A 20114-nucleotide genomic window follows, 5' to 3' on the forward strand; every position below is an offset into this window, starting at 1 on the left:
TGGATCTGCCGCCGGAGGCGACCAGTTCCCTAGGGTCGACAGCATGAGCAACGTGCGCGCAGCTACCGACGCCGACATCCCGGAACTGGTCGATGCCTATGCCTGGCTCTTCGCACCACCCGGTACGAAGCCGGCCGACTGGCATCCCGTCGTGGCGGCCGAGCGGCTGGAGCGGACCATCGCCGGGCCGCGCAGCGGAGTACTGGTCGCGGTGGACGGTGAAACGATCGTCGGATTCGCGACGACGTACCTCGACCTGGAGTCGGTCCGATTCGGTCAGCGTTGCTGGGTCGAGGACCTGGCCGTCGACCCCGGCCATCGGTCCCAAGGCACCGGCGCGGCCCTGCTGACAGCTGCCCGCAGGTGGGCCAAAGACCACGGAGCTACGCACCTGGAGCTCGACTCGGGGACCGCCCGGACCGACGCGCACCGCTTCTACAACCGCCAGCACCCGACCAGCCACTCCCTCAACTTCGGCTGGCAGACCGCCTGACGGCAACGCAAAGGCCCCGCAAGAGCTCATACCTTTTGCGGGGCCGGGCATATTTTTACCGGGACAGATCGGCCAACGGCCTGACCGACACGCGAACAATGGGTGACATCATGTCCGGGTGAGTCCCAAGGCATTGAATGATCTGGTGGCGGCCGACTGGGCCGAGGCGTTGGCTCCGGTCGAGGAGACCGTGTCGCGGATGGGTGAGTTCCTGCGCGGGGAGATCGCGGCCGGGCGCCCGTATCTGCCGGCCGGCGAGAACGTACTGCGCGCCTTCAACCAGCCACTGAACGATGTGAAGGTGCTGATCGTCGGCCAGGACCCCTACCCGACGCCCGGGCACCCGGTCGGGCTGAGCTTCTCGGTGGCACCGGATGTGCGCCCGATCCCGCGCAGCCTGCAGAACATCTACCGCGAACTGATGGCCGACGTCGGCGTACCGGCTCCCAGCAACGGGGATCTGACGCCGTGGGCCGAGCAGGGCGTGCTGATGCTCAACAGGGTGCTCACCGTGCAGCCGGGCAAGTCCGCCTCGCACAAGGGCAAGGGCTGGGAGGCCGTGACCGAGCAGGCCATCCACGCGCTCGTGAAGCGTGGCGGCCCGCTCGTGGCGATCCTGTGGGGCCGGGACGCGCAGACGCTCAAGCCGATGCTCGGCAGTACGCCGTACATCGAGAGCGCCCACCCCAGCCCGATGTCCGCCGACCGCGGCTTCTTCGGCTCCAAGCCGTTCAGCCGGGTCAACCAACTGCTCATCGAGCAGGGCGGCACTCCTATCGACTGGCGCCTTCCCTAGAGGTACCTGTCCAGCTGTGCCAGAGCTGGCTGTAGCGACCACCTACAGCCAGCAGTTCGTCATGCGTGCCTGACTCCGCTGACTTCCCGCAAAGCCAGCAGGGGCGCACGAGGGTCTAAAGCGGTAGAGGTACCAGTAGCGATCTCGAACGGCGACCTGAGCACCGAGGCCAGCCGCTCGGCCGACGCACACGCCATGGCAAACACCTGCCCGCTGTACCCGAGCGCTCAGCAGCGTTGTGCTGCGCCCCGATCCCACGCAACGTCCGCAGTCCACCAACCAGGTCGGTCGCAAGCGCCGTGGTGTCGGCGACCGCTAGCGCAGTAGTACCGGCAAAGCCGAGCGAGGCGGCACGTAGTACCAGGGAAGCCTTCTCTGCATCGGATGTGGCGATCAGCAGCGGCTCCAGCCGGCCGATCGCCCGGCGCATCGGCCGGCCTGCTGTGAACTCCACGGAAAGCCCTTCCCCCGCCTACTCCGCTGACAAGTAAGCCAACCCTGACTTGAGCCAGAAGCAACCCGTGACCGTCGATCGATTGACACCTGCCACAGCGCACCCGTACGGTCTGGCGGTAATAGGAAACTTTCCTAACAGTTGATCTCGACGAGCATCCAGCAGCGTGGTTCGGCGACGCGAGAGCGAAGGAAGGGCAGGGTTAGCACATGGCCAGCACACCCGGTACTCCCCGCCTGCTCCGCGCGATGAACGACCGCGCCGCCCTCGACCTGCTGCTCGCGCAGGGCCCGCTGTCGCGAACGACCCTCGGCAACCTCACCGGCCTGTCCAAGCCGACCGCCTCCCAGCTGCTCGCCCGGCTGGAGAGCGCCGGCCTGGTCCGGGCCAGTGGCACGAGCGCCGGCCGCCCGGGCCCCAACGCCCAGCTGTACGAGATCAACGGCGGCATCGCCTACGTCGCCGGCCTGGACGTCACCCCGACCCGGATTCGCTCCGCCGTCGCCGACCTGACCGGCAAGGTGGTCGGCCGCTACGAGCTGCCCACCCCTGGCCGCAGCGCCAAGGGCACGGTCGAGCGGGTGGTCAAGACCATCGACGGCGCGCTCGGCGAGGCCGGGCTGACCCGCGACCGCCTGCACCGCGTCTCGATCGGCACCCCCGGTGGTTTCGACCCGACGACCGGCCGCCTGCGGTACGCGACGCACCTCCCCGGCTGGCACGCGCCGCACCTGCTCGACGAGCTCGCCGCGGCGATCGCAGTACCGCTGGAGGTCGAGAACGACGTCAACCTGGCCGCGGTCGCCGAGCAGCAGGTCGGGCACGCGAACAGCAGCGACAACTTCGTCATGCTCTGGGGCGACGAGGGCATCGGTGCCGCGATAGTGATCGGGGGCCACCTCGTCCGCGGCGCGACCGGCGGCGCCGGTGAGGTCGCCTTCATGCCCCTGCCCGGCACGCCGCTGGTCCGCAACGTCGGCCGCAACAACGCCGGTGGCTTCCAGGAACTCGCCGGTGGCGAACCCGTCCTCGAGCTGGCCCGCGCCAACGGCCTCAAGGCCCGTACGCCGGAAGCCGCCATCACCGTCGCCCTGCAGACACCCGGCGCCGGCGACACGGTCCTCAACGAGTTCGCGCACCGGCTGGCGGTCGGCCTGGCCGCGATCGTCTCCGTCGTCGACCCCGAACTGATCGTGCTCGCCGGTGGCGTCATCACCGCCGGCGGCGAGCGGCTGCGCGGCCTGATCCAGGACGAGCTGGCCGAGCTCGCCGTACCGCGGCCGCGGCTGCTGATGACCGCCATCAACACCGACCCGGTGCTGTCCGGCGCCCTCCAGTCCGCCCTGAGCTACACCCGCGACGCTGTCTTCGACACTGCCGGCACGACGACCGGAGGCAGTGCCGACTAGCGCCGAGACCACCGCCACACACATCCCCGGACCGGGAACACCCACCTGGCCCGGTGGATCCGTACACCCAAAATGCAGTTCGGCTCCACCCAGGATCAGGAGAAACGGAAAATGCGTCGAGTCCACAAAGCAGTGATCGCCGCGGCGGCGATCGCGCTGCTCGGTACCGCGTGCACCGGTACGTCGAGCGCCCCCAAGGCGAGCGACGACGCCACCAAGGACACCACGATCACCTTCTGGCACGGCTGGAGCGCGCCCAGCGAGGTGGCCGCGATCGCCGCGAACGTGAAGGCGTTCGAGACCGCCCACCCGAACATCCACGTGAAGGTCGTCGGCAACATCAACGACGACAAGATCAAGCAGGCGCTGCGCGCGGGCGGCCCGAACTCGCCGGACGTGGTCTCCTCGTTCACCACCGACAACGTCGGCACCTTCTGCGCCTCGAACGTGTTCGCGGACCTGAAGCCGTTCCTGGACAAGTCCGGCGTCGACCTGGACAAGACCTTCCCGAAGCCGCTGCAGGACTACACCCAGTTCGAGGGCAAGCGCTGCACGCTGCCGCTGCTCAACGACGCGTACGGCCTGTACTACAACAAGGACGCGTTCAAGGCGGCCGGGATCGCCGGCCCGCCGAAGACGCTGTCGGAGTTCGACGCGGACGCGAAGAAGCTGACCAAGGCGAAGGGTGACTCCTTCTCCCAGCTCGGCTTCATGCCGAACTTCCACGGCTTCGAGTCGACCACCACGCACTTCGCCGCGCAGTGGAACCCGACGTACTTCACCGCCGACGGCAAGTCGAACCTGGCGGCCGACCCGGCGTTCGGCAAGATGCTCACCTGGCAGTCCAACCTGGTCAAGGAGCTCGGCGGCTTCGCCAAGCTGGAGAAGTACCGGGCAACCTTCGGCGACGAGTTCGGCGCCAAGAACCCCTTCCACACCGGCCAGGTCGCGATGTCGATCGACGGTGAGTGGCGGCTCGGGATGGCCAAGGAAGCCGGCGTGAAGTTCGACATCGGCGTCGCGCCGTTCCCCGTCCCCGACGACCAGGCCGACACCTATGGCAAGGGCTACCTGTCCGGCACCATCATCGGGATCGCGAACACCAGCGAGAAGCAGAACGCAGCCTGGGAGCTGGTCAAGTACATGACCACCGATACCGACGCCGTGGTCAACTTCGCCAACGCCATCCACAACGTGCCGTCCACGCTGGACGCACTCAAGTCGCCCAAGCTGGTGGCCGACGACAACTTCAAGGTCTTCCTCGAGATCGCCCAGCACGCGAAGAGCAGCACCACGCCGGCCAGCCCGAACGGTGGCGCCTACCAGCTCACCCTGCAGGACTTCGGCTACGCCTTCGAGGCCGGCAAGCAAACCGATCTGGCCGCTGGTCTGGCGAAGACCGACGCCCAGATCGACAAGGACATCGCGCAGGCGAAGTGATGGCGACCATCTCGGTAGGGCTCAGGGACAAGCGCCGTCGCGAGCGGCTGCGCAACCTCGCCTTCCTCTCCCCGTGGCTGATCGGGGTCAGCGTCTTCTTCCTGTACCCGCTGATCTCGACCGTCTACTTCAGCTTCATGAAGTACGACGGCTTCACCCCGCCGGTCTGGACCGGCCTGAAGAACTGGAAGTACGTCTTCACCGACTACCCGTTCTTCTGGCCGGCCCTGCGCAACACGCTCTGGCTGGTGATCGTGATGGTCACCCTGCGGGTCGTCTTCGGGCTCGGTATCGGCCTGCTGATCACCAAGGTCAAGACCGGGGCCGGGATCTTCCGGACTCTGTTCTACCTGCCGTACCTGGCGCCGCCGGTGGCCGCGACGATGGCGTTCGCGTTCCTGCTCAACCCGGGCACCGGACCGATCAACAACATCCTGGGCAAGATCGGGTTGCCGCAACCAGGGTGGTTCAACGATCCGGCCTGGTCGAAGCCGGCCCTGACCCTGCTGACGATCTGGGGCATCGGCGACCTGATGGTCATCTTCATGGCCTCGCTGCTCGACGTGCCGATGGAGCAGTACGAGGCGGCCTCGCTGGACGGCGCCGGGGCGTGGAAGCGGTTCCGCCACGTCACGCTGCCGAACATCCAGCCGATCGTGCTGTTCGCGGTGATCACCGGCGTGATCCAGACCATGCAGTACTACACCCAGCCACTGATCGCCGGGAAAGTCGCAAGCGGGGTGATCGGTGGCTCGGGGCAACAGTTCGAACCCGGCTATCCGGAGAAGTCGACGCTGACGTTGCCGCAGCTGGTCTACAACCTGGGCTTCCAGCGGTTCGACACCGGTGGCGCCTCGGTGATCGCGCTGGTGCTGTTCGTGCTGGCGATGGTGTTCACGGCGTTCCTGATGCGCCGCGGCAGTGGCTTCCTGGCCACGGACGACTAGGAGGCCTGCATGAGTACATTGACGACATCCCGGGTTGACTCCCCGGCTTCCACTCCTGGGCTGACCACGGCGGGCCGCGAGGCCCGGCGTACCAGGTTCCTGAACTGGGTCGCGGTGCACACGCTGGCGATCGCGGCGGCGCTGTTCTTCGTGCTGCCGTTCGTGTTCGTCTTCCTGACCGCGCTGATGAGCGACCAGCAGGCGCTGACCCGCGACCTGTGGCCGGACTCGTGGCACTGGGAGAACCTGCGCACGGTGTGGGAGACCCCGGGCTTCCTGACCTGGTGGAAGAACACCCTCGTGTACGCCGTACTCGGCACAGTGCTCACCTTGGTGTCGAGCATCCCGGTCGCGTACGCCCTGGCCCGCTTCAAGTTCCGCGGCCGCAACCTGGCGATGATGCTGGTCATCTCGACGATGATGCTGCCGCCGCAGGTCGTGATCGTGCCGATGTACCTGTTCTGGGCCAAGCAACTGCACCTGTCCGGGACGCTGTGGCCGCTGATCATCCCGCTGGCCTTCACCGACGCGTTCTCGATCTTCTTGCTGCGGCAGTTCCTGCTGACGATTCCCAAGGAGTACGTGGACGCGGCCAAGGTGGACGGCTGCGGTGACTTCCGGGCGCTGGTCCGGGTCATCCTGCCGATGGCCAAGCCGGCCATCGCGGCGGTCGCGCTGTTCCAGTTCTTCTACTGCTGGAACGACTACTTCGGACCGCAGATCTACGCCTCCGAGAACCCGGCCGCCTGGACGCTGAGCTACGGCCTGGAATCCTTCAAGGGCGCCCACCACACCAACTGGAACCTCACCATGGCAGCGACCCTGCTGGTGATGGCGCCGGTGATCATCTTGTTCTTCTTCGCCCAAAAGGCCTTCATCGAAGGCGTCACACTCACAGGGGTCAAAGGTTGAAACTCACAGTCGTCGGTGGCGGATCCACCTACACGCCTGAACTCATCGACGGATTCGCCCGGCTGCGCGACTCGCTGCCGGTGTCGGAACTGGTCCTCGTCGACCCGGCGGCCGACCGGCTCGCGCTGGTCGGCGGGCTGGCCGAGCGGATCTTCGCGAAACAAGGGCATCCGGGCAAGATCGTCACCACGTCGAACCTGGACGAAGGGATCGAGGGGGCGGACGCCGTCCTGCTGCAGCTGCGCGTCGGCGGGCAGGCGGCGCGTGGTCAGGACGAGTCCTGGCCGCTCGAATGCGGTTGCGTCGGGCAGGAGACGACCGGCGCGGGCGGCCTCGCGAAGGCGCTGCGGACGGTTCCCGTCGTACTGGACATCGCCGAGCGGGTCCGGCGTACCAACCCGGACGCGTGGATCATCGACTTCACCAACCCGGTCGGGATCGTCACCCGGGCCCTGCTGTCCGAGGGCCACAAGGCCGTTGGGCTGTGCAACGTGGCGATCGGGTTCCAGCGGAAGTTCGCCGGGATGCTCGGGGTGAAGCCCGAAGAGGTCGCACTGGACCACGTCGGGCTGAACCACCTGACCTGGGAGCGCGGTGTCCGGGTCAATGGGGAGAACGTCCTGCCCAAGCTGCTCGCGGCCCACTCGGCCGAGCTGGCCGCGGAGATCAAGCTGCCGGCCGAGTTGCTGCTGTCGCTGGGAGTCGTACCGTCGTACTACCTGCGCTACTTCTACGCGCACGACGAGGTCGTCCGCGAGATGCTGGACAAGCCGTCGCGGGCGTCCGAGGTCGCGGCGATCGAGAAGGAACTGCTCGACCTGTATGCCGATCCCACGCTGGACGAGAAGCCTGCGCTGCTCGAGCAACGTGGTGGTGCCTACTACTCGGAAGCCGCTGTCGCCTTGGCGTCCTCGCTGCTGAACGACACCGGTGACGTGCAGGTGGTCAACACGTTGAACAACGGCGCGTTGCCGTTCCTCCCAGATGACGCGGTGATCGAGGTGCCTGCGACGGTAGGGGCATCCGGTACGACGCCGTTGCCGATCTCGCCCCTCGAGCCGTTGTACGCGGGGCTGGTCGCCAACGTCACGGCGTACGAGAATCTTGCTCTCGAAGCGGCTCTGAAGGGCGGTGCGGAGCGGGTGTTCAACGCACTGCTGGCGCATCCGCTGATCGGGCAGATCGAGTACGCAAACCAGCTCACCGACAAGCTGCTCGCGCACAACCGCGAGTACCTGCCGTGGGCGTGACCATGACTGACGGGGTTCGCCTGATGAGACCGCTGGTGCCTGGCGGCGTACTGGCCTTCGACGCGGGCAATAGCAAGACCGATGTGGCGCTGGTATCGGCGGACGGCACAGTCCTCGGTACTGCGCGCGGCGGCGGCTTCGAGCCGCACATCGTCGGGGCCTACGCCGCCGTGGAGGGCCTGGCCCCGCTGGTCGCCTCCGCGGCCGCGGAGGCCGGGCTGGCGGTCGGTGAGGTGCCGCTGGTCCAGCAGATCTCCGCGTGCCTGGCGAACGCGGACCTGCCGATCGAGGAGGAGCGCCTGGCCGAGGCGTTCGAGTCGTTCGGCTGGGCGACGTCGGTGCACGTCGCCAACGACACCTTCGCCTTGTTGCGGGCAGGCGTGGACGAGCCGCGCGGCGTCGCGGTCGTCTGCGGCGCCGGCATCAACTGCGCAGGACTGCTGCCTGACGGCCGTACCGCCCGCTTCGCCGCCGTAGGCAAGATCTCCGGCGACTGGGGCGGCGGCCAGCAACTGGCCGACGAAGCCTTCTGGGCGGCAGCCCGGGCGGACGACGGCCGAGGCCCTGCAACCTCCCTCACCACTGCTCTCCCCGCCCACTACGGCGTGGAGTCGATGCCGGCCCTGATCGAGGCCCTCCACCTCGGCGACATCCCGGTCTCCCGCCGCCTGGAAGCGACTCCTCTCCTCTTCCAGGTGGCGGCGTCCGGCGACGCCATAGCCCGCTCCATCGTCCAGCACCAGGCCGAAGAGGTCGTCTCCATGGCAGTGGTAGCCATGCGCCGCCTAGACCTCCTGGACGAGCCCACCGACGTAGTACTGGGCGGCGGCGTCCTGACAGCCGGCCACCCATTGTTGATGGAGACAGTCGTCCGCCTACTAGCTGCGGCCGCTCCGAAGGCGGTCGCCCGAGTAGTAGACGTCCCACCCGTGGTCGGTGCCGCCCTACTGGGCTTGGACCACACAGGCGCGGCCCCCTCAGCCCACCTGACCCTCAGATCCGCCTACGCAACATCCCCTGCTGCGTAGGCGACCACAGGCAGTCCGGCCCGAACCCCGTGATCGGACCGGACTGCCTGTCTCTTTGCCCGGGCTTGTGTTGGGTGTAATCATGATTACATGAGTACACAGTCAGAGGGTGAGCGCGTTCGGGGCTGGCTTACGGGTCGGCTTCCGGCGGGGTGGTTCGAGGGTGAGCCTGAGGTGAGTATCGATCGCGACGAGATTCTCGTGGTCGGGAGGATCGCGGCGCCCGAGCAGGGTGACGGGGTCAGTGCGGCCGAGCGGTCGGCGGCTGAAGAGGGACGGATCAAGCAGTTCCGGGAGGACACCCGGGAGAAGCGGATCGAGATCGCCCGGGAGCTGGAGCACGCGACTCGGCGGAAGGTCGCCTGGGGCGTGCGGGCCGGGGAGACCCGGACCGTGTTCACGTCACTGTCGGCGCCGGTGATGACACGGCTGCGGCAGCCGGAGCGGCAGGTGTTGGACACGCTCGTCGACGCCGGTGTCGCCCGGTCGCGCAGTGACGCGCTCGGCTGGTGCGTGAAGCTCGTCGCGCAGCACAGCGAGAGCTGGCTCGGCGACCTGCGCGAGGCCATGGCCAAGGTGGAAGACGTCCGCCGGGCCGGACCGGACGCAACGTCGCCGGACAGCTCCGAGGACTAGAACCAACAGGCGGGTGTGATCGGATCACACCCGCCTGTTCTAGTACTGCGGTCAGCTGTGGCGCGGGGGTTCCGTGCTCCAGCCGTTGTCGCTGCCCGGCCAGTTGCCGTTGGACTGGGGAGCGCCGTGGTGAGCGGGCTCCTGGGTCGGGTACGCGGCAGTGCCGTTGCCACCGGCCATGCCGTTGCCGGTCGTACCGTTCGAACCGGCCGTGCCGTCGGCGGCGGGGCGGTTCATCGTGGTGCGGTCGAACAGGGTGTGGAGTGCCTGGCCGGCCATCTCACGGCCGCCGAGGCCGAACGCGAGGCCGAGGGCCAGTGCGGCACCACCCAGCACGATGAGCAGCGTGTTGCCGGTCAGCTGGACGGCGATGCCCAGCTGGGTCAGGGCAGCGAAGGCGGCGTAGACCAGTACGGCGTACCGGCCGACCTTGGCCAGCGTCTCATTGCCGGTCGCACCGCGGATCACGGCCGCCAGGAAGTTCGCGAACAGCGCCGCCAGGCACACGATCACGATCGCCGCGAAGATCCGCGGGATGTAGCCGAGCATGTCGGACATGAAGTTCGAGATCTCCGGTACGCCGAGCGCGGAGGCGAACATCGTGAAGCTGATCAGGAAGACGAACCAGAACACGACCTTGCCGAGCATCGTCGACGCGGTCAGCCCCGTGCCCGACCGCTGCAGGACTCCGGACACCCCGGCTCGTTCCATCCATTGGTCGAAGCCGACCTTGCCGAGCAGGGTCCCGACCAGCTTGCCGAGCACCTTGGCGACGAAGTAGCCGATCACCAGGATGACGATGCCGCCCAGCAGGTTCGGGATGAACCCGAGAAGCTTGCTGAAGGCATCTTCAAAAGGTTGGGTGAAGTCGATGGCCAGTGCTGACATCGGCGTTCCTTCCGGACTGGCCCGTACCGCCGCCACGCACCCGACCCGCGCGACTCCGGCTACGGGCGGGTTGCAGTTGGTGTCCAACCACCCGTGCCCGGCGCGACAGGGAGTAAACGGTCCTCACCTAAAGTAATGTGATTGCATAAGGCAAATGACCGATGTCGTGATCCGCCGCGCCACCGCCACCGACGTCCCCGGCATCGTCGCGATGCTCGCCGACGACGAGATCGGCGCCGGGCGGGAGACCCCCGCCGACCTGACGCCGTACCGGGCCGCCTTCACCGCGATCGACGCCGACCCGAACCAGTTCCTGGTCGTTGCCGAGCGCAACGGTGAGCTGATCGGCACGCTCCAGCTGACCGTCATCCCCGGCCTCTCCCGCCAGGGCGCCACCCGGGCGCTCGTCGAGGCCGTCCGGGTAGCCTCCTCTGCCCGCGGCCTAGGCCTCGGCACCACCCTGATGCAGTGGTCCATCGAAGAGGCCCGCGCCCGGGGCTGCGCCATCCTCCAGCTGACGTCCGACAAAGCCCGCGTCGACGCCCACCGCTTCTACCAGAACCTGGGCTTCACCCAAACCCACGAAGGCTTCAAACTCCAGCTCAGCTGACCTTCGCGGCCGGCGCGACGTAGGTGTTGCAGGAAGCCGGGTTGGCTGACTTGAAGCCGGGGCCGGACCACAGCCACTGGTTCTTCTTCGAGCCGTGGTCGCGGATCTTCTTGGGGTCGAACTCGTCGCCGCTGTTCTTCGTCTCGTACTCCCAGTACTTCAGGTCCTGACCGGTCAGGCCCAGGGTGACCTTGTTCGCGCCGAGGAAGTTCGCGCCGAGGCAGTTGGCCTGAAGCTCCTGACGGCGGCTCCACTCCAGCTTCTCCGCCTTGGTCTTGGCAAAGCCTTCGCGTGAGCTGGAGGCCGTCGACATCTCGGTCAGGTTCTGGACGTGATGACCGTACTCATGGGCCAGGGCGTCCATCATGTGCACGATGACCTGGTTGCCGTACGTCTTGTAGTCCTTGAGATCCTTCTCCCACTCCATCGTGATCAGCTCGTCGGTCGGGCAGTAGTTCGACGTGGTGGACTCGCCGGTGCAATTGGTCGTGTTGGTCTTCCCGGCGAGCACGAGCTTCGGTTGCCGGAACGGGTAGTTCGCCTTCAGGACCAGCGGCTCCCAGGTCTCGTGCAAGCAGGGAACCAGCCCCTGGTAGAAGCGCAGCACGTTGGCCTTGCTGGTCGGCTTGATCTTGGGCCGGGCGCACTTGACGGTGGGTAGCTTGCCGACCTTGTAGAGCAGGTTCTTCTGCAACCGGACCAGGTCCGGCACGGGAGGGATGGTCACCGTGACGGTTGGGTTGGGGGCTACTGACTGAGGGCCTTCGGAGGGCTTGATGGAGGGGTCGGCGAGGGGGTTGGTGACCTCGTTGCCGAAGCTGTCGATCTTGGCGTACGCCGCGATGGTGCCGCCGGCCACGATGACCAGGGCGAGGGCGGAGACCAGGCCGACGAAGCGCTGGGAGAACTGCCGGACCGGCTTCCGGTACGGCGAATGGGTCGAGAACTCCTGCACTGCCGCCCGGGGCGACGTCGTCTTCCATCCGGCGTACCGCACCCGTCCGAGCTGCCGGGTCCCGCGCAACGCCCCCGTCGGCGCACCGGGCAGCGGCGCGGCCGGCGGACCGCTGTAGAAGCCCTGGTACTCCGGGTCGTCCGGCAGCGGAGCCGCCTTCTTCCGGGCAGGCTCCTGGGAAACGCTGATCGGCCGGGCCTCCCCCAGACCGAGACCGGTACCGGACCCGAGCTCCAGCTTGGACGTCGGAGCAACCGGGGAAACCTCACCCGTAGGCACGTCACTTCCGGGCAGGAAGTGACCCGGCTCCGGCACCCGCTCGTCGTCCGCCATCCATCTACCTCAGTCCGTCGGTGAACAGCTGACTTCGGCTGTCGCTGCAGCGAAAGTGTTGCAGGGCCCACAACCGGCCGCGCAAAGCCCCTCCGCGAGCAGACCCATCAGGACAGCACCAGGGTCGCCGCGAAGGCGCCACCGGCGACCAGGATCACCGCACCGGCGACGACGGCGGCGACGATCGCCTTGGACCGCTTCCGCGGCGCGAACGCGACCGGATCCGGGTTGTACCGCGCCTTGAACGCGGCCGCCGCGCGATCACCGGGCGGCGGTGGGCCGAGCCTCGAGCCGGTCAACAACGGCCGGGCCGGCGGCGCCAGCGGCTCAGAGGGATCGCCGTACGCCGGTACAGGCGGTCGCCGGTACGTCGAAGTACTCGCCGGCTGGTCGCCCTGTGGAAGGAAATGTCCAGGCCTGGGGCCTGACTCCTCAGCCATGCTTACCCATTTCTCCCCGGTCCTGGACGCATGCCGGACCCATCGTCGCGGTGGCCGAACGAGACCCACCCCTGGCTCGAATCGCGGCACGATGCTACGTGCCGGGCGGTCCTTCGCTGTACTGGATTGCAGCTATTGACATCGCTTCGGGACCTGGGATGACTCTGCGTACTGGTAGGAGTACTGAATGAGTGTGCTGGAGAGTTTCGCGTTGAACGGCAAGCGGGCGCTGGTGACCGGCGGCAATCGCGGGCTCGGGCGGGCCTTCGCGCTGGCGCTGGCCGAGGCGGGCGCCGACGTGGCGATCGCCGCGCGCGACGCCGAGCGGAACGCGGCGGTGGTGGCGGAGCTCGAGGCGATCGGGCGGCGCGGGTTCGCAGTACAGGCCGATATCACCGTACGGGCCGACGTGACCCGGATGGTCGAGGAGGTGACGGCGGCGCTCGGCGGGATCGACGTACTGGTGAACAACGCCGGCATCGCGATCCACCGGCCGGCCCTGGAGGTCCCCGACGACGAGTGGCAGCAGGTGCTCGACCTCAACGTGACGGCGCTGTGGAACACCAGTACTGCCGTCGCACGCGGCATGATCGCCGCCGGCGGCGGGGTGATCGTCAACGTGGGCAGCATGTCCGCGCAGATCGTCAACCGGCCGCAGCACCAGGCGTCGTACAACGCCTCCAAAGCCGCCGTCCACCACCTCACCCGCAGCCTCGCCGCCGAGTGGGCTCCGCACAACATCCGCGTCAACGCCATCGCCCCCGGCTACGCCAAAACCGACATGGCCCCCGTCGACCGCCCCGAATTCCAGCAGAACTGGATCCTCGACGCCCCCCTCCAGCGCTACGCCACCCCTGCCGAGATCGCCCCCTCGGTCGTCTACCTGGCCTCCCCCGCCTCGTCCTTCATGACCGGCTCAGTACTCCTGATAGACGGTGGCTACTCGGTCTACTAGGCGCGTCCGAAGGCCAGGAAGTGGAAGCTGGTGGACATCACGTTGGGGTCGTTCTCGACGAGGCGGGCCAGCAGGATTGCTGAGGGGAGGAGGGTCGGTACGTCGGCAGGCGCGGCGTGCTCGAGGGTCGCGGCGGCGGGTCCTTCTACGCCCAGTACTTCGGTCGCGTCGAAGCCGGCCTGGTCGAATTCGGCGCGGAGTTCGTCGGCGTGGTGGAAGTAGGCGTTGGTGAAGCCTGTCGGGTCGTCGTAGTTGCGCCCGGTGGTGAGCGCGACCTCGAACTCGGGGAGGGTGTCCTCGCTGAGCATCCCCTTGTTGCCGTACTCGAGCAGCCCGGCGTACCGACTGATGCCCGCGGCAACCACCAGCCCGCCCGGCCTGGTCACCCGTCGTGCCTCGGCCAGCGCTTGCGCCCGATCGGCCCCGTCGACCAGGTGATACAGCGGCCCGAACAGCAACGTCACGTCGACGCTGTCATCCGCCTGCTCCAACTTGCGCGCGTCACCGACCATCGCCGCAAACGTCCCGATCTCCGACGCCGTCGCAACATGCTCCGCCACCGGATCCACCAGCGTCACCACATACCCATCGGCCGCCAGCCATCGCGCATGCACACCGGTCGCGCCACCCACATCAAGAACCGTTGCCCCCGGCCCCGGCAGGTACCGGCGTACCAACTCCTGCGTCCGCAAGAACTCCAGCCGCCCGTGCCCCGACCGCACCAGCCTGTCATCCTCCACGTACCGCTCCGCATAGAACGCCCTGATCAACGGATCCAGTTCAACCATCGCCCCATCATCAACCCCACAAATCCCAAGCACACCCCATTTCCCCGGCCGTATCCTGCACCTCGGAAAAACTCTTGGGTGGTGATGTCGGATCGGTGAGCCGGGGTTCGTAGTACGAATGAGGGGCCGCCCGGAGGGGGCGCCCACCGGATTCGAGGAGCGCATCATGACCGCGATCTACACCTTCGACGTCTTCTCCACTCTCGATGGTTACGGCAACCACACCGGCGACTGGGGCGGCTACTGGGGCAAGCAGGGGCCGGAGTTCCTCGAGCACCGCTTCGGCCAGTACTCCGAGCAGCAGCGGCTGGTGTTCGGCGCCGCCACCTTCCGCGACAACATGGAGATGGCCGCGGCGTTCCCCGGGGCGTTCGAGGAACCCGGCTCCTGGATCACCCAGCTGAGGAACCTGCCGGCCACCGTGGTGTCGAACACGCTCGAAGGCCCCGTCGACTGGCCGGACGCGACCATCGCCACTGGCGACGCCGTCGAGGTCATCACCCGCCTCAAGCAGGAATCCGACGTTCCCCTGCGGTCGCACGGCAGCCTGGCCCTGAACCGCGCCCTGCTCGCCGCCGGCCTGGTGGACCGCATCCAGGTGACCGTCATCCCGGTGATCACGGGCAAGACCGGAGCGACCCGGATCTTCGACGGCCTACCCGACTTCGACCTCACCCTGCTCGAAACCCGCACCCTGGACGGCAACCTCCAGGAACTCATCTACCAGCCCACCCTGCACTAGAGCGCTGACCTGGTGACCTCGTACACGCGATCGAGGAAGGCGACGGCCGGGTCGTCGTAGGTGAAGGACCAGCGAGTCGGACCGGACCCTCCGAGGAAGGCCGCGACCGGTTGGCTGAGCGGTGGATAGGGAACGGCGCTGACCAACGGAACCGCCTGGGCCGGCAGGAACCAGCGAGCTTCCTGCACTGACCCGTCCGGATCATCGATGGCGAAGTCGCCATCCCGGACCTCAGCGCAGTAGTTGTACGCCGTACTACGAGACGCCCCGTCCCTGCTCTCCACCACCACCTCGGCCACCAACCTCAACTGGTCGACCCGAACCCGCAACCCGGTCTCCTCGAGCAACTCCCGCACCGCCGCCTCAGCCGGCGTCTCACCCGGCTCGACAGCCCCACTCGGCAATGACCACTGCTCGTCCACCCAGTCCTCGTACCGCTCGCGAACCAACACCACCCGCCCTTCCCAAAACGCCAGCACCCCCGCGTAATCAGTCACCCGCCACCTCCCCCTCAGCCGCCGCAGAATCGGTGGGCCGCGCCGTCCCGGCAGGATCGACAGGCGAAGCCGGGCCAGTGGGATCGATCGGCTCAGCCGGGCCGACCGGATCGACGGGTGGAGCCGGCGCTGCGGCGTCGGGGAGGGTGAGGGCGAACTCGGCTTCGTCGAACTCGTTGGTGCCGAGGTCGGTGAAGGCGGCTGAGCGGAGGGTGGCGAGGCCGGGCTCGTTGGCCGGGTCGACGGACGCGTGGATCTGGCGAGCACCCACGTCCGCGGCCAGCTGGACGACTTGGTCCAGCGTCTGGCGGCCGAGCCCTCGACCACGGTGCGCTGGACTCACGTAGTACGTGATCTCTGCTTCGGCATCGAGGACCTCCAGGTCGATGAACCCGATCGGGCCGCTCTCGTCGAACGTGATCCAGCCGTGCCGGCTCGGTGCCTGCAGCAACGGCGTCCAGCGCTCGACTGCATGACCGTAGAACCCGCCGAAGATCGCGCCGCCGACAGGATCCGCCGCCAGCCAGCGCTCGACCTGCCGCAGCCCGTCCTCGTCGATCGCCCGCACCCGCATCCAGCCACCTCCTCCGCGTGCCAGCACTCTGCCTGGGCCCACCGACAATTCGCAATCCCGTTCCACCGACGGACCCGGGTTTCGTGTTCGAGCGGTACTGAGCAATGCTGTTGGTATGAGCTGGGCTATCTACGCGATGCGAGGACCAGGCGGCGTCCGCCGTCTCGACGACATTCCGGACGGCTACGCACCACCATCGGTCGGTACCACGGAGTCGGTACTCGACCAGGTCCGCGAACTGGCGCCCGGCGTCGACGCGAGCAACCGCTCCTGGCTGGTGCTGAAGAGCGACGACTACGACGTCGAGATGTCGATCGGCAAGAGCGTCGAGGTCCGCGACATCACCTTCTACCTCAACGACGGCCCCCGCTCGATCCCGCTGGTGATGGAGATCGCCGCCAAGCTCGGCGTCACCGCCTACGACACCGAATCCGGCGACTTCCTCACCGAAGAATCCCGCCCACCCGTCCCACCGCCGCTGACCGAAGAAGAAATCAAAGCCAACAAGCCCAAATGGTGGAAATTCGGCCGCAGCTGACCGCACATCTGGCGTCTTTGAACACCAAACGGTGACCTCGGACATGAAATAACGTGTTCAAGGTCGCCGGGTGGTGTTCAAGGTCGCCGGGTGGTGGTGGGGGTGGCGATTTTGTTTATTCGGTGTTCTGGGTTGTTGAGGGCGTCGTGCCAGTAGTTGCCGGCGGCGTGGTCTTCGGGGGTGGCGCAGGTGGAGAGGGTGAGCATGGGGTGCGTGGGGGTGGCGCCTGGGTGGCCTGGGACGGGGGCGTTTTGCTGGGCTTTTTCGGCTGGTTTGCGGAAAGAGATGGTCATCGTCCGGGTGACCACGTAGTCGTAGGTGGTGCCGTCGGCGGTGACCAGGATGTGGGCGCCGGTTTTTAGTTCTGGTAGGCGCGCTAGAGGTTTGCCGTGGGCGGTTCGGTGGCCGGTGATGATGAAGTTGCCGATTTCGCCGGGGCCTACGCCGCCGGCCGGGCCGCGGGGCGAGGCGAAGAGGCCTCGGTCTTGGATGACGGTCCCGGGCTTGTCGTCGGCGGTACCGGTGTAGGGGATCACTCGCAAGGCCCGTACCCCGATGGATGGGATCGCGAGGGTCACGTTCGCGGCCGGCTTCACAGGAGGCGCCACGGGGGTAGTAGCAGTGGGCGAGGGCGTCGACGGCTTGGCTGAGGGCGTGGTCGGGCCCTCAGGGATCGAGCTTGATGGAGTGATGGTCGGCGGCGAGTTCGTAGTACGGGGTGGTGTGTCGGCGCAGCTGACGAGGGCGGCCGCGAGCAATGCTGCAGCCGCCCATCGCCCGATCATCGTCGGAACGTAACCCGCCGTACCGAAAGTCAGCCGAAAAGCCGGACGGCCTAGACCGGCGCCTTCTCCTTCAGCACCGCCATGAACGCGCGCATCCAACCAGGATGATCCGGCCACGCGCGACCGCTCACCACAGTGCCGTCGACGACCGCGTCACCATCGACCCACTCGCCACCCCCAGCCAATATGTCCGGTGCCAGCGCCGGGTACGCCGACGTCTTGCGTCCCTTCAACACCCCAGCCGCCGCGGCAACAAGCGGTCCATGACACAACTGCGCAACCGGCTTCGCCTCACCGTAGAAGTGCTGCACGATCCGCAGGCAGTCCTCGTTGTTGCGGATGTACTCCGGCGCCCGCCCACCCGGAATCACCAACGCCACATAGTCCGACGGATCGACATCCGCGAACGCCACGTCGGCCTGCCACGTATGCCCCAACTTCTCGGTATAGGTATCGAAGCCATCCACGAAGTCGTGCACCACGAACTGCAGCTTCTTCGCCTCCGGCGCCGCCAGATGGACCTCGTAGCCCTCCTCCTGCAACCGCTGATAAGGGTAGAAGACCTCCAGCGTCTCCGCCGCGTCTCCAGTGATGATCAGTACCTTGGCCATCGCCACACCACCTCCCCAGCCAGCCTCCGCCGGGCACCCGCGCTGGTCAAGACCCGACGATCAGGACCCGACGGTCAACGTCGCCGGCCCGAGCCGGAGCGTCCCCGATCCCAGCGGCTCACACCGCACCCCGCCATGCCCGCGCAATCCCTTGAAGGCCCCCGGCGCGACCGTCACATCCATCCACGCGCACGGATTGGCCGGCCGATGCGCCTGAAACTCCACCGCCCCCAGCCCACTGTCCAAGCTGAACGCCCGCCCAGGCACCCGCTCCCCGGCCTCCGTACGCCGAACCGCCAGCTGATCGATCGGGTACCCCCGGATGGCGATGTTCCGCCGAGTCAGCACCGGATCCGGCACCTCATCCAGCCCCAACTCGACCGCCAACGCGTCCAGCGCGGACGCATCGAAGACCGTCACCGCCGCGCGCCGATGCGCCGACTGGTTGAAGTACCGGTCCCCCACGATCCCCAGCCCGGCCCGCACCTCGATCTCACCCCGCGAAACCGGCTCCGGATCCACCCGCGCCCCATCCTCCGGCCGCCCCACATAGGCATGCACCGAAGACACCACCAGCCCGACAATCTCCACCGCGAAGGCATCAGCCACGCACCCAAGCTACTCAAAGGACGTACCGACCGACAGGACGTAGTCCCCCGCGAGCCCGCTCGCCACGCTCAGAGAGGCGGCGGGCAAGCGCTCCGAGGCGACTACGTCCTGTCGCTCCGTACGCCGACTCAGCCGAACTTGCAGCCGCTCTGCCACTGGTGCGAGTCGTGGTCGTTGTCGTCGAGTTGCGCGTCGTACCACTCGCCGGGCTCGACGCACATGTTGTAGCGCCCGTAGTTGACGTCGTAATACAGCCAGACGTGATCGAACCCGCCCGGAGTCCCGTTGTTGTACACGGTCTCGTCGTTGTCATGCATCCCGTCGTCGCCCCAGTTGCTGTCATTGCCGAACCACTGCGCGCGATGCCCCTGCGCGTTGTCGTCAGCCCAGGCGCAGAAATACCCCGACGGGCAGTCCCCCAGCGCCGCAGACGCCGGCACAACAGGCGCCGCGGTAGCAACCAGCGCCACCCCAACGAACGCAGCGGTCTTCCAGGTGAAAAGCATATGCCATTCCATTCTCTCAAAGGACAAATCAACGGTTGCCAAGAGCAACGTTCGCCCGCGGCACAGCATCCTGCTCGAGGCCGTTAAGCCCCACCAACTCACTCCAGCGCTCAGCAATCAGCGCAGCCCGATACCCCGGCTCGACCTCCCGCAGAGTCCGCACCAGCGATGTCGACTGAGCACACATCGCCTCGGCGACTGTCGCCGAGACCTCAGCAGCTCGTACTACGGGAGCCGCCAACCCTTCATTGCGCGCAGCAACGACTTCCCGCAACTCACCCGGATCGTCAGCGTCATACCCACGCCCCTTGACGCATCCCGCCCACTCAGCCATCGCGGCCAGGTACCGAGGATCCCGGCGAACCCTGTCCTGCACCAGCAACCCAAGATTGTCGGTCAGCCGCCGAGCCTTGAACCACCGTGCCAAGTCCCCATAAAGCGTCCGCCGCGCCGAAGCGATACACCCCGTGGAGCTGGCCGACAGCCGCCGCCCCGGCCCCAACTCAACCGACAACTGACGCCCCGAACCGACCAGCGCCAGCCGCCAAGCGTCCTGCTGTTCCCGAGACAGCCCGGCGAAGTACCGCCCGGCCGGATCCACCGCAGGCGCAACCGGCCCAGCGCCATAACCGTTGGCCCGCGCCCAGGCAACGTCATCCACAACGTACGGAAAGTCAGGTTGCCCGGATTCCGCAACCACCGGCTTCTCGAAGTACTTGAACCCCGCCGCAGCCATACAGTCGTGGATCAACCGCTCTTCAGCACTACGCAGCAAGACCCTCTCGGCAGCACTCACCGGCGGAGCAGCCGAGACGGTAGATGCCGAACCCGACGACCCGACCACCATCGACAACCCACAAGCCACCAACACCGCACCCCGCAGCATGACCTTCATCCCGCAGAACGTAGGCCACCCTC

Annotated in this window: 24 protein-coding genes; 13 read left to right on the forward strand and 11 right to left on the reverse strand. The window is 67.3% G+C overall.

Annotated elements, in window-relative coordinates; all coding sequences use genetic code 11:
* Positions 1 to 43 precede the first annotated feature (43 nt).
* The 9 genes from ABD768_RS34430 to ABD768_RS34470 all read left to right on the forward strand — a co-directional run bounded on the left by ABD768_RS34430 (position 44) and on the right by ABD768_RS34470 (position 9365).
* On the forward strand, positions 44 to 493 hold the full coding sequence (locus tag ABD768_RS34430) for a GNAT family N-acetyltransferase (RefSeq protein ID WP_344847792.1): 450 nt from the start codon (positions 44 to 46) through the stop codon (positions 491 to 493).
* Between the two features lie 118 nt (positions 494 to 611).
* On the forward strand, positions 612 to 1289 hold the full coding sequence (locus ABD768_RS34435; RefSeq protein ID WP_344847794.1) for a uracil-DNA glycosylase: 678 nt from the start codon (positions 612 to 614) through the stop codon (positions 1287 to 1289).
* A gap of 663 nt (positions 1290 to 1952) precedes the next feature.
* Positions 1953 to 3152: an ROK family transcriptional regulator gene (locus tag ABD768_RS34440; protein WP_343969305.1), complete on the forward strand. Its 1200-nt coding sequence runs from the start codon at positions 1953 to 1955 to the stop codon at positions 3150 to 3152.
* A gap of 111 nt (positions 3153 to 3263) precedes the next feature.
* Positions 3264 to 4592: an ABC transporter substrate-binding protein gene (locus ABD768_RS34445; RefSeq protein ID WP_343969309.1), complete on the forward strand. Its 1329-nt coding sequence runs from the start codon at positions 3264 to 3266 to the stop codon at positions 4590 to 4592.
* Positions 4592 to 5539: a carbohydrate ABC transporter permease gene (locus ABD768_RS34450; protein ID WP_344847797.1), complete on the forward strand. Its 948-nt coding sequence runs from the start codon at positions 4592 to 4594 to the stop codon at positions 5537 to 5539. The genes ABD768_RS34445 and ABD768_RS34450 overlap by 1 nt, the downstream gene beginning before the upstream one ends.
* A 9-nt stretch (positions 5540 to 5548) precedes the next feature.
* A complete protein-coding gene (locus ABD768_RS34455) occupies positions 5549 to 6451 on the forward strand; it encodes a carbohydrate ABC transporter permease (RefSeq protein WP_343969316.1) in 903 nt (300 codons plus the stop codon).
* Positions 6448 to 7701, forward strand: coding sequence for a 6-phospho-beta-glucosidase (locus ABD768_RS34460; protein ID WP_344847799.1), 1254 nt, complete (start codon positions 6448 to 6450; stop codon positions 7699 to 7701). Before ABD768_RS34455 ends, ABD768_RS34460 begins: the two co-directional genes overlap by 4 nt.
* Positions 7702 to 7724: 23 nt before the next feature.
* Entirely contained in the window at positions 7725 to 8729 is a 1005-nt protein-coding gene (locus ABD768_RS34465) for an N-acetylglucosamine kinase (RefSeq protein ID WP_343969322.1), read from the forward strand.
* A gap of 174 nt (positions 8730 to 8903) precedes the next feature.
* Positions 8904 to 9365 (forward strand): hypothetical protein, encoded by a 462-nt coding sequence (locus tag ABD768_RS34470; protein WP_343969328.1) that lies wholly within the window; start codon positions 8904 to 8906, stop codon positions 9363 to 9365.
* A gap of 51 nt (positions 9366 to 9416) precedes the next feature.
* Here ABD768_RS34470 and ABD768_RS34475 read toward each other — a convergent pair whose 3' ends face one another.
* The gene (locus ABD768_RS34475) at positions 9417 to 10253 is read right to left on the reverse strand and encodes a mechanosensitive ion channel family protein (RefSeq protein WP_344847802.1); all 837 of its coding nucleotides are present in this window, start codon (positions 10251 to 10253) and stop codon (positions 9417 to 9419) included.
* A 154-nt stretch (positions 10254 to 10407) separates the two neighbouring features.
* On the opposite strand from ABD768_RS34475, the gene ABD768_RS34480 reads away from it, so the two are divergent.
* A complete protein-coding gene (locus ABD768_RS34480) occupies positions 10408 to 10863 on the forward strand; it encodes a GNAT family N-acetyltransferase (RefSeq protein ID WP_344847804.1) in 456 nt (151 codons plus the stop codon).
* Here ABD768_RS34480 and ABD768_RS34485 read toward each other — a convergent pair.
* Both ABD768_RS34485 and ABD768_RS34490 read right to left on the reverse strand, forming a co-directional pair.
* Positions 10856 to 12151 carry a neutral zinc metallopeptidase gene (locus ABD768_RS34485; protein ID WP_344847806.1) on the reverse strand — a complete coding sequence of 432 codons (1296 nt, stop codon included), beginning with the start codon at positions 12149 to 12151 and terminating at the stop codon, positions 10856 to 10858. The genes ABD768_RS34480 and ABD768_RS34485 overlap by 8 nt on opposite strands.
* Positions 12152 to 12258: 107 nt before the next feature.
* Complete coding sequence (locus ABD768_RS34490; protein WP_344847808.1) at positions 12259 to 12591, reverse strand: hypothetical protein; 333 nt, start codon at positions 12589 to 12591, stop codon at positions 12259 to 12261.
* A gap of 187 nt (positions 12592 to 12778) precedes the next feature.
* Here ABD768_RS34490 and ABD768_RS34495 point away from each other — a divergent pair, with 187 nt between their 5' ends.
* Complete coding sequence (locus ABD768_RS34495; protein ID WP_344847810.1) at positions 12779 to 13546, forward strand: SDR family NAD(P)-dependent oxidoreductase; 768 nt, start codon at positions 12779 to 12781, stop codon at positions 13544 to 13546.
* Here the strand turns inward: ABD768_RS34495 and ABD768_RS34500 are convergent.
* Positions 13543 to 14334 (reverse strand): class I SAM-dependent methyltransferase, encoded by a 792-nt coding sequence (locus ABD768_RS34500; protein ID WP_344847812.1) that lies wholly within the window; start codon positions 14332 to 14334, stop codon positions 13543 to 13545. The genes ABD768_RS34495 and ABD768_RS34500 overlap by 4 nt on opposite strands.
* Positions 14335 to 14500: 166 nt before the next feature.
* Between ABD768_RS34500 and ABD768_RS34505 the strand changes: the two genes are divergently transcribed.
* Positions 14501 to 15076 carry a dihydrofolate reductase family protein gene (locus tag ABD768_RS34505; RefSeq protein WP_344847814.1) on the forward strand — a complete coding sequence of 192 codons (576 nt, stop codon included), beginning with the start codon at positions 14501 to 14503 and terminating at the stop codon, positions 15074 to 15076.
* Here the strand turns inward: ABD768_RS34505 and ABD768_RS34510 are convergent.
* Positions 15073 to 15573 (reverse strand): NUDIX hydrolase, encoded by a 501-nt coding sequence (locus ABD768_RS34510; RefSeq protein ID WP_344847816.1) that lies wholly within the window; start codon positions 15571 to 15573, stop codon positions 15073 to 15075. The two genes, ABD768_RS34505 and ABD768_RS34510, sit on opposite strands and share 4 nt — an antisense overlap.
* On the reverse strand, positions 15566 to 16147 hold the full coding sequence (locus tag ABD768_RS34515) for a GNAT family N-acetyltransferase (protein WP_344847818.1): 582 nt from the start codon (positions 16145 to 16147) through the stop codon (positions 15566 to 15568). Before ABD768_RS34515 ends, ABD768_RS34510 begins: the two co-directional genes overlap by 8 nt.
* 115 nt (positions 16148 to 16262) lie before the next feature.
* Here ABD768_RS34515 and ABD768_RS34520 point away from each other — a divergent pair, with 115 nt between their 5' ends.
* The gene (locus ABD768_RS34520; RefSeq protein WP_343969354.1) at positions 16263 to 16685 is read left to right on the forward strand and encodes a hypothetical protein; all 423 of its coding nucleotides are present in this window, start codon (positions 16263 to 16265) and stop codon (positions 16683 to 16685) included.
* 77 nt (positions 16686 to 16762) lie between these two features.
* Here the strand turns inward: ABD768_RS34520 and ABD768_RS34525 are convergent, their stop codons facing one another.
* The 5 genes from ABD768_RS34525 to ABD768_RS34545 all read right to left on the reverse strand — a co-directional run bounded on the left by ABD768_RS34525 (position 16763) and on the right by ABD768_RS34545 (position 20091).
* On the reverse strand, positions 16763 to 17470 hold the full coding sequence (locus ABD768_RS34525; RefSeq protein ID WP_344847821.1) for a class E sortase: 708 nt from the start codon (positions 17468 to 17470) through the stop codon (positions 16763 to 16765).
* A 50-nt stretch (positions 17471 to 17520) separates the two neighbouring features.
* Positions 17521 to 18081, reverse strand: a complete 561-nt coding sequence (locus ABD768_RS34530; RefSeq protein WP_343969359.1) for a DJ-1/PfpI family protein — start codon at positions 18079 to 18081, stop codon at positions 17521 to 17523.
* Positions 18082 to 18141: 60 nt separating this feature from the next.
* Positions 18142 to 18690 carry a molybdenum cofactor biosysynthesis protein gene (locus tag ABD768_RS34535; protein WP_344847823.1) on the reverse strand — a complete coding sequence of 183 codons (549 nt, stop codon included), beginning with the start codon at positions 18688 to 18690 and terminating at the stop codon, positions 18142 to 18144.
* Positions 18691 to 18818: 128 nt separating this feature from the next.
* The gene (locus tag ABD768_RS34540) at positions 18819 to 19196 is read right to left on the reverse strand and encodes a peptidase inhibitor family I36 protein (protein ID WP_344847825.1); all 378 of its coding nucleotides are present in this window, start codon (positions 19194 to 19196) and stop codon (positions 18819 to 18821) included.
* A 28-nt stretch (positions 19197 to 19224) separates the two neighbouring features.
* The gene (locus tag ABD768_RS34545; RefSeq protein ID WP_344847827.1) at positions 19225 to 20091 is read right to left on the reverse strand and encodes a hypothetical protein; all 867 of its coding nucleotides are present in this window, start codon (positions 20089 to 20091) and stop codon (positions 19225 to 19227) included.
* Positions 20092 to 20114: the final 23 nt, after the last annotated feature.

The sequence above is a fragment of the Kribbella ginsengisoli genome (assembly GCF_039537185.1).
Taxonomy (GTDB): domain Bacteria; phylum Actinomycetota; class Actinomycetes; order Propionibacteriales; family Kribbellaceae; genus Kribbella; species Kribbella koreensis.

Bases quoted from the DNA above. Each gene is read 5' to 3' on its own strand.
- ABD768_RS34430 (WP_344847792.1), top strand. From the start codon at position 44: ATGAGCAACGTGCGCGCAGCTACCGACGCCGACATCCCGGAACTGGTC.
- ABD768_RS34440 (WP_343969305.1), top strand. From the start codon at position 1,953: ATGGCCAGCACACCCGGTACTCCCCGCCTGCTCCGCGCGATGAACGAC.
- ABD768_RS34445 (WP_343969309.1), top strand. From the start codon at position 3,264: ATGCGTCGAGTCCACAAAGCAGTGATCGCCGCGGCGGCGATCGCGCTG.
- ABD768_RS34450 (WP_344847797.1), top strand. From the start codon at position 4,592: ATGGCGACCATCTCGGTAGGGCTCAGGGACAAGCGCCGTCGCGAGCGG.
- ABD768_RS34455 (WP_343969316.1), top strand. From the start codon at position 5,549: ATGAGTACATTGACGACATCCCGGGTTGACTCCCCGGCTTCCACTCCT.
- ABD768_RS34465 (WP_343969322.1), top strand. From the start codon at position 7,725: ATGAGACCGCTGGTGCCTGGCGGCGTACTGGCCTTCGACGCGGGCAAT.
- ABD768_RS34475 (WP_344847802.1), bottom strand. From the start codon at position 10,253: ATGTCAGCACTGGCCATCGACTTCACCCAACCTTTTGAAGATGCCTTC.
- ABD768_RS34480 (WP_344847804.1), top strand. From the start codon at position 10,408: ATGACCGATGTCGTGATCCGCCGCGCCACCGCCACCGACGTCCCCGGC.
- ABD768_RS34485 (WP_344847806.1), bottom strand. From the start codon at position 12,151: ATGGCGGACGACGAGCGGGTGCCGGAGCCGGGTCACTTCCTGCCCGGA.
- ABD768_RS34490 (WP_344847808.1), bottom strand. From the start codon at position 12,591: ATGGCTGAGGAGTCAGGCCCCAGGCCTGGACATTTCCTTCCACAGGGC.
- ABD768_RS34495 (WP_344847810.1), top strand. From the start codon at position 12,779: ATGAGTGTGCTGGAGAGTTTCGCGTTGAACGGCAAGCGGGCGCTGGTG.
- ABD768_RS34500 (WP_344847812.1), bottom strand. From the start codon at position 14,334: ATGGTTGAACTGGATCCGTTGATCAGGGCGTTCTATGCGGAGCGGTAC.
- ABD768_RS34505 (WP_344847814.1), top strand. From the start codon at position 14,501: ATGACCGCGATCTACACCTTCGACGTCTTCTCCACTCTCGATGGTTAC.
- ABD768_RS34515 (WP_344847818.1), bottom strand. From the start codon at position 16,147: ATGCGGGTGCGGGCGATCGACGAGGACGGGCTGCGGCAGGTCGAGCGC.
- ABD768_RS34520 (WP_343969354.1), top strand. From the start codon at position 16,263: ATGAGCTGGGCTATCTACGCGATGCGAGGACCAGGCGGCGTCCGCCGT.
- ABD768_RS34525 (WP_344847821.1), bottom strand. From the start codon at position 17,470: ATGATCGGGCGATGGGCGGCTGCAGCATTGCTCGCGGCCGCCCTCGTC.
- ABD768_RS34530 (WP_343969359.1), bottom strand. From the start codon at position 18,081: ATGGCCAAGGTACTGATCATCACTGGAGACGCGGCGGAGACGCTGGAG.
- ABD768_RS34540 (WP_344847825.1), bottom strand. From the start codon at position 19,196: ATGCTTTTCACCTGGAAGACCGCTGCGTTCGTTGGGGTGGCGCTGGTT.
- ABD768_RS34545 (WP_344847827.1), bottom strand. From the start codon at position 20,091: ATGAAGGTCATGCTGCGGGGTGCGGTGTTGGTGGCTTGTGGGTTGTCG.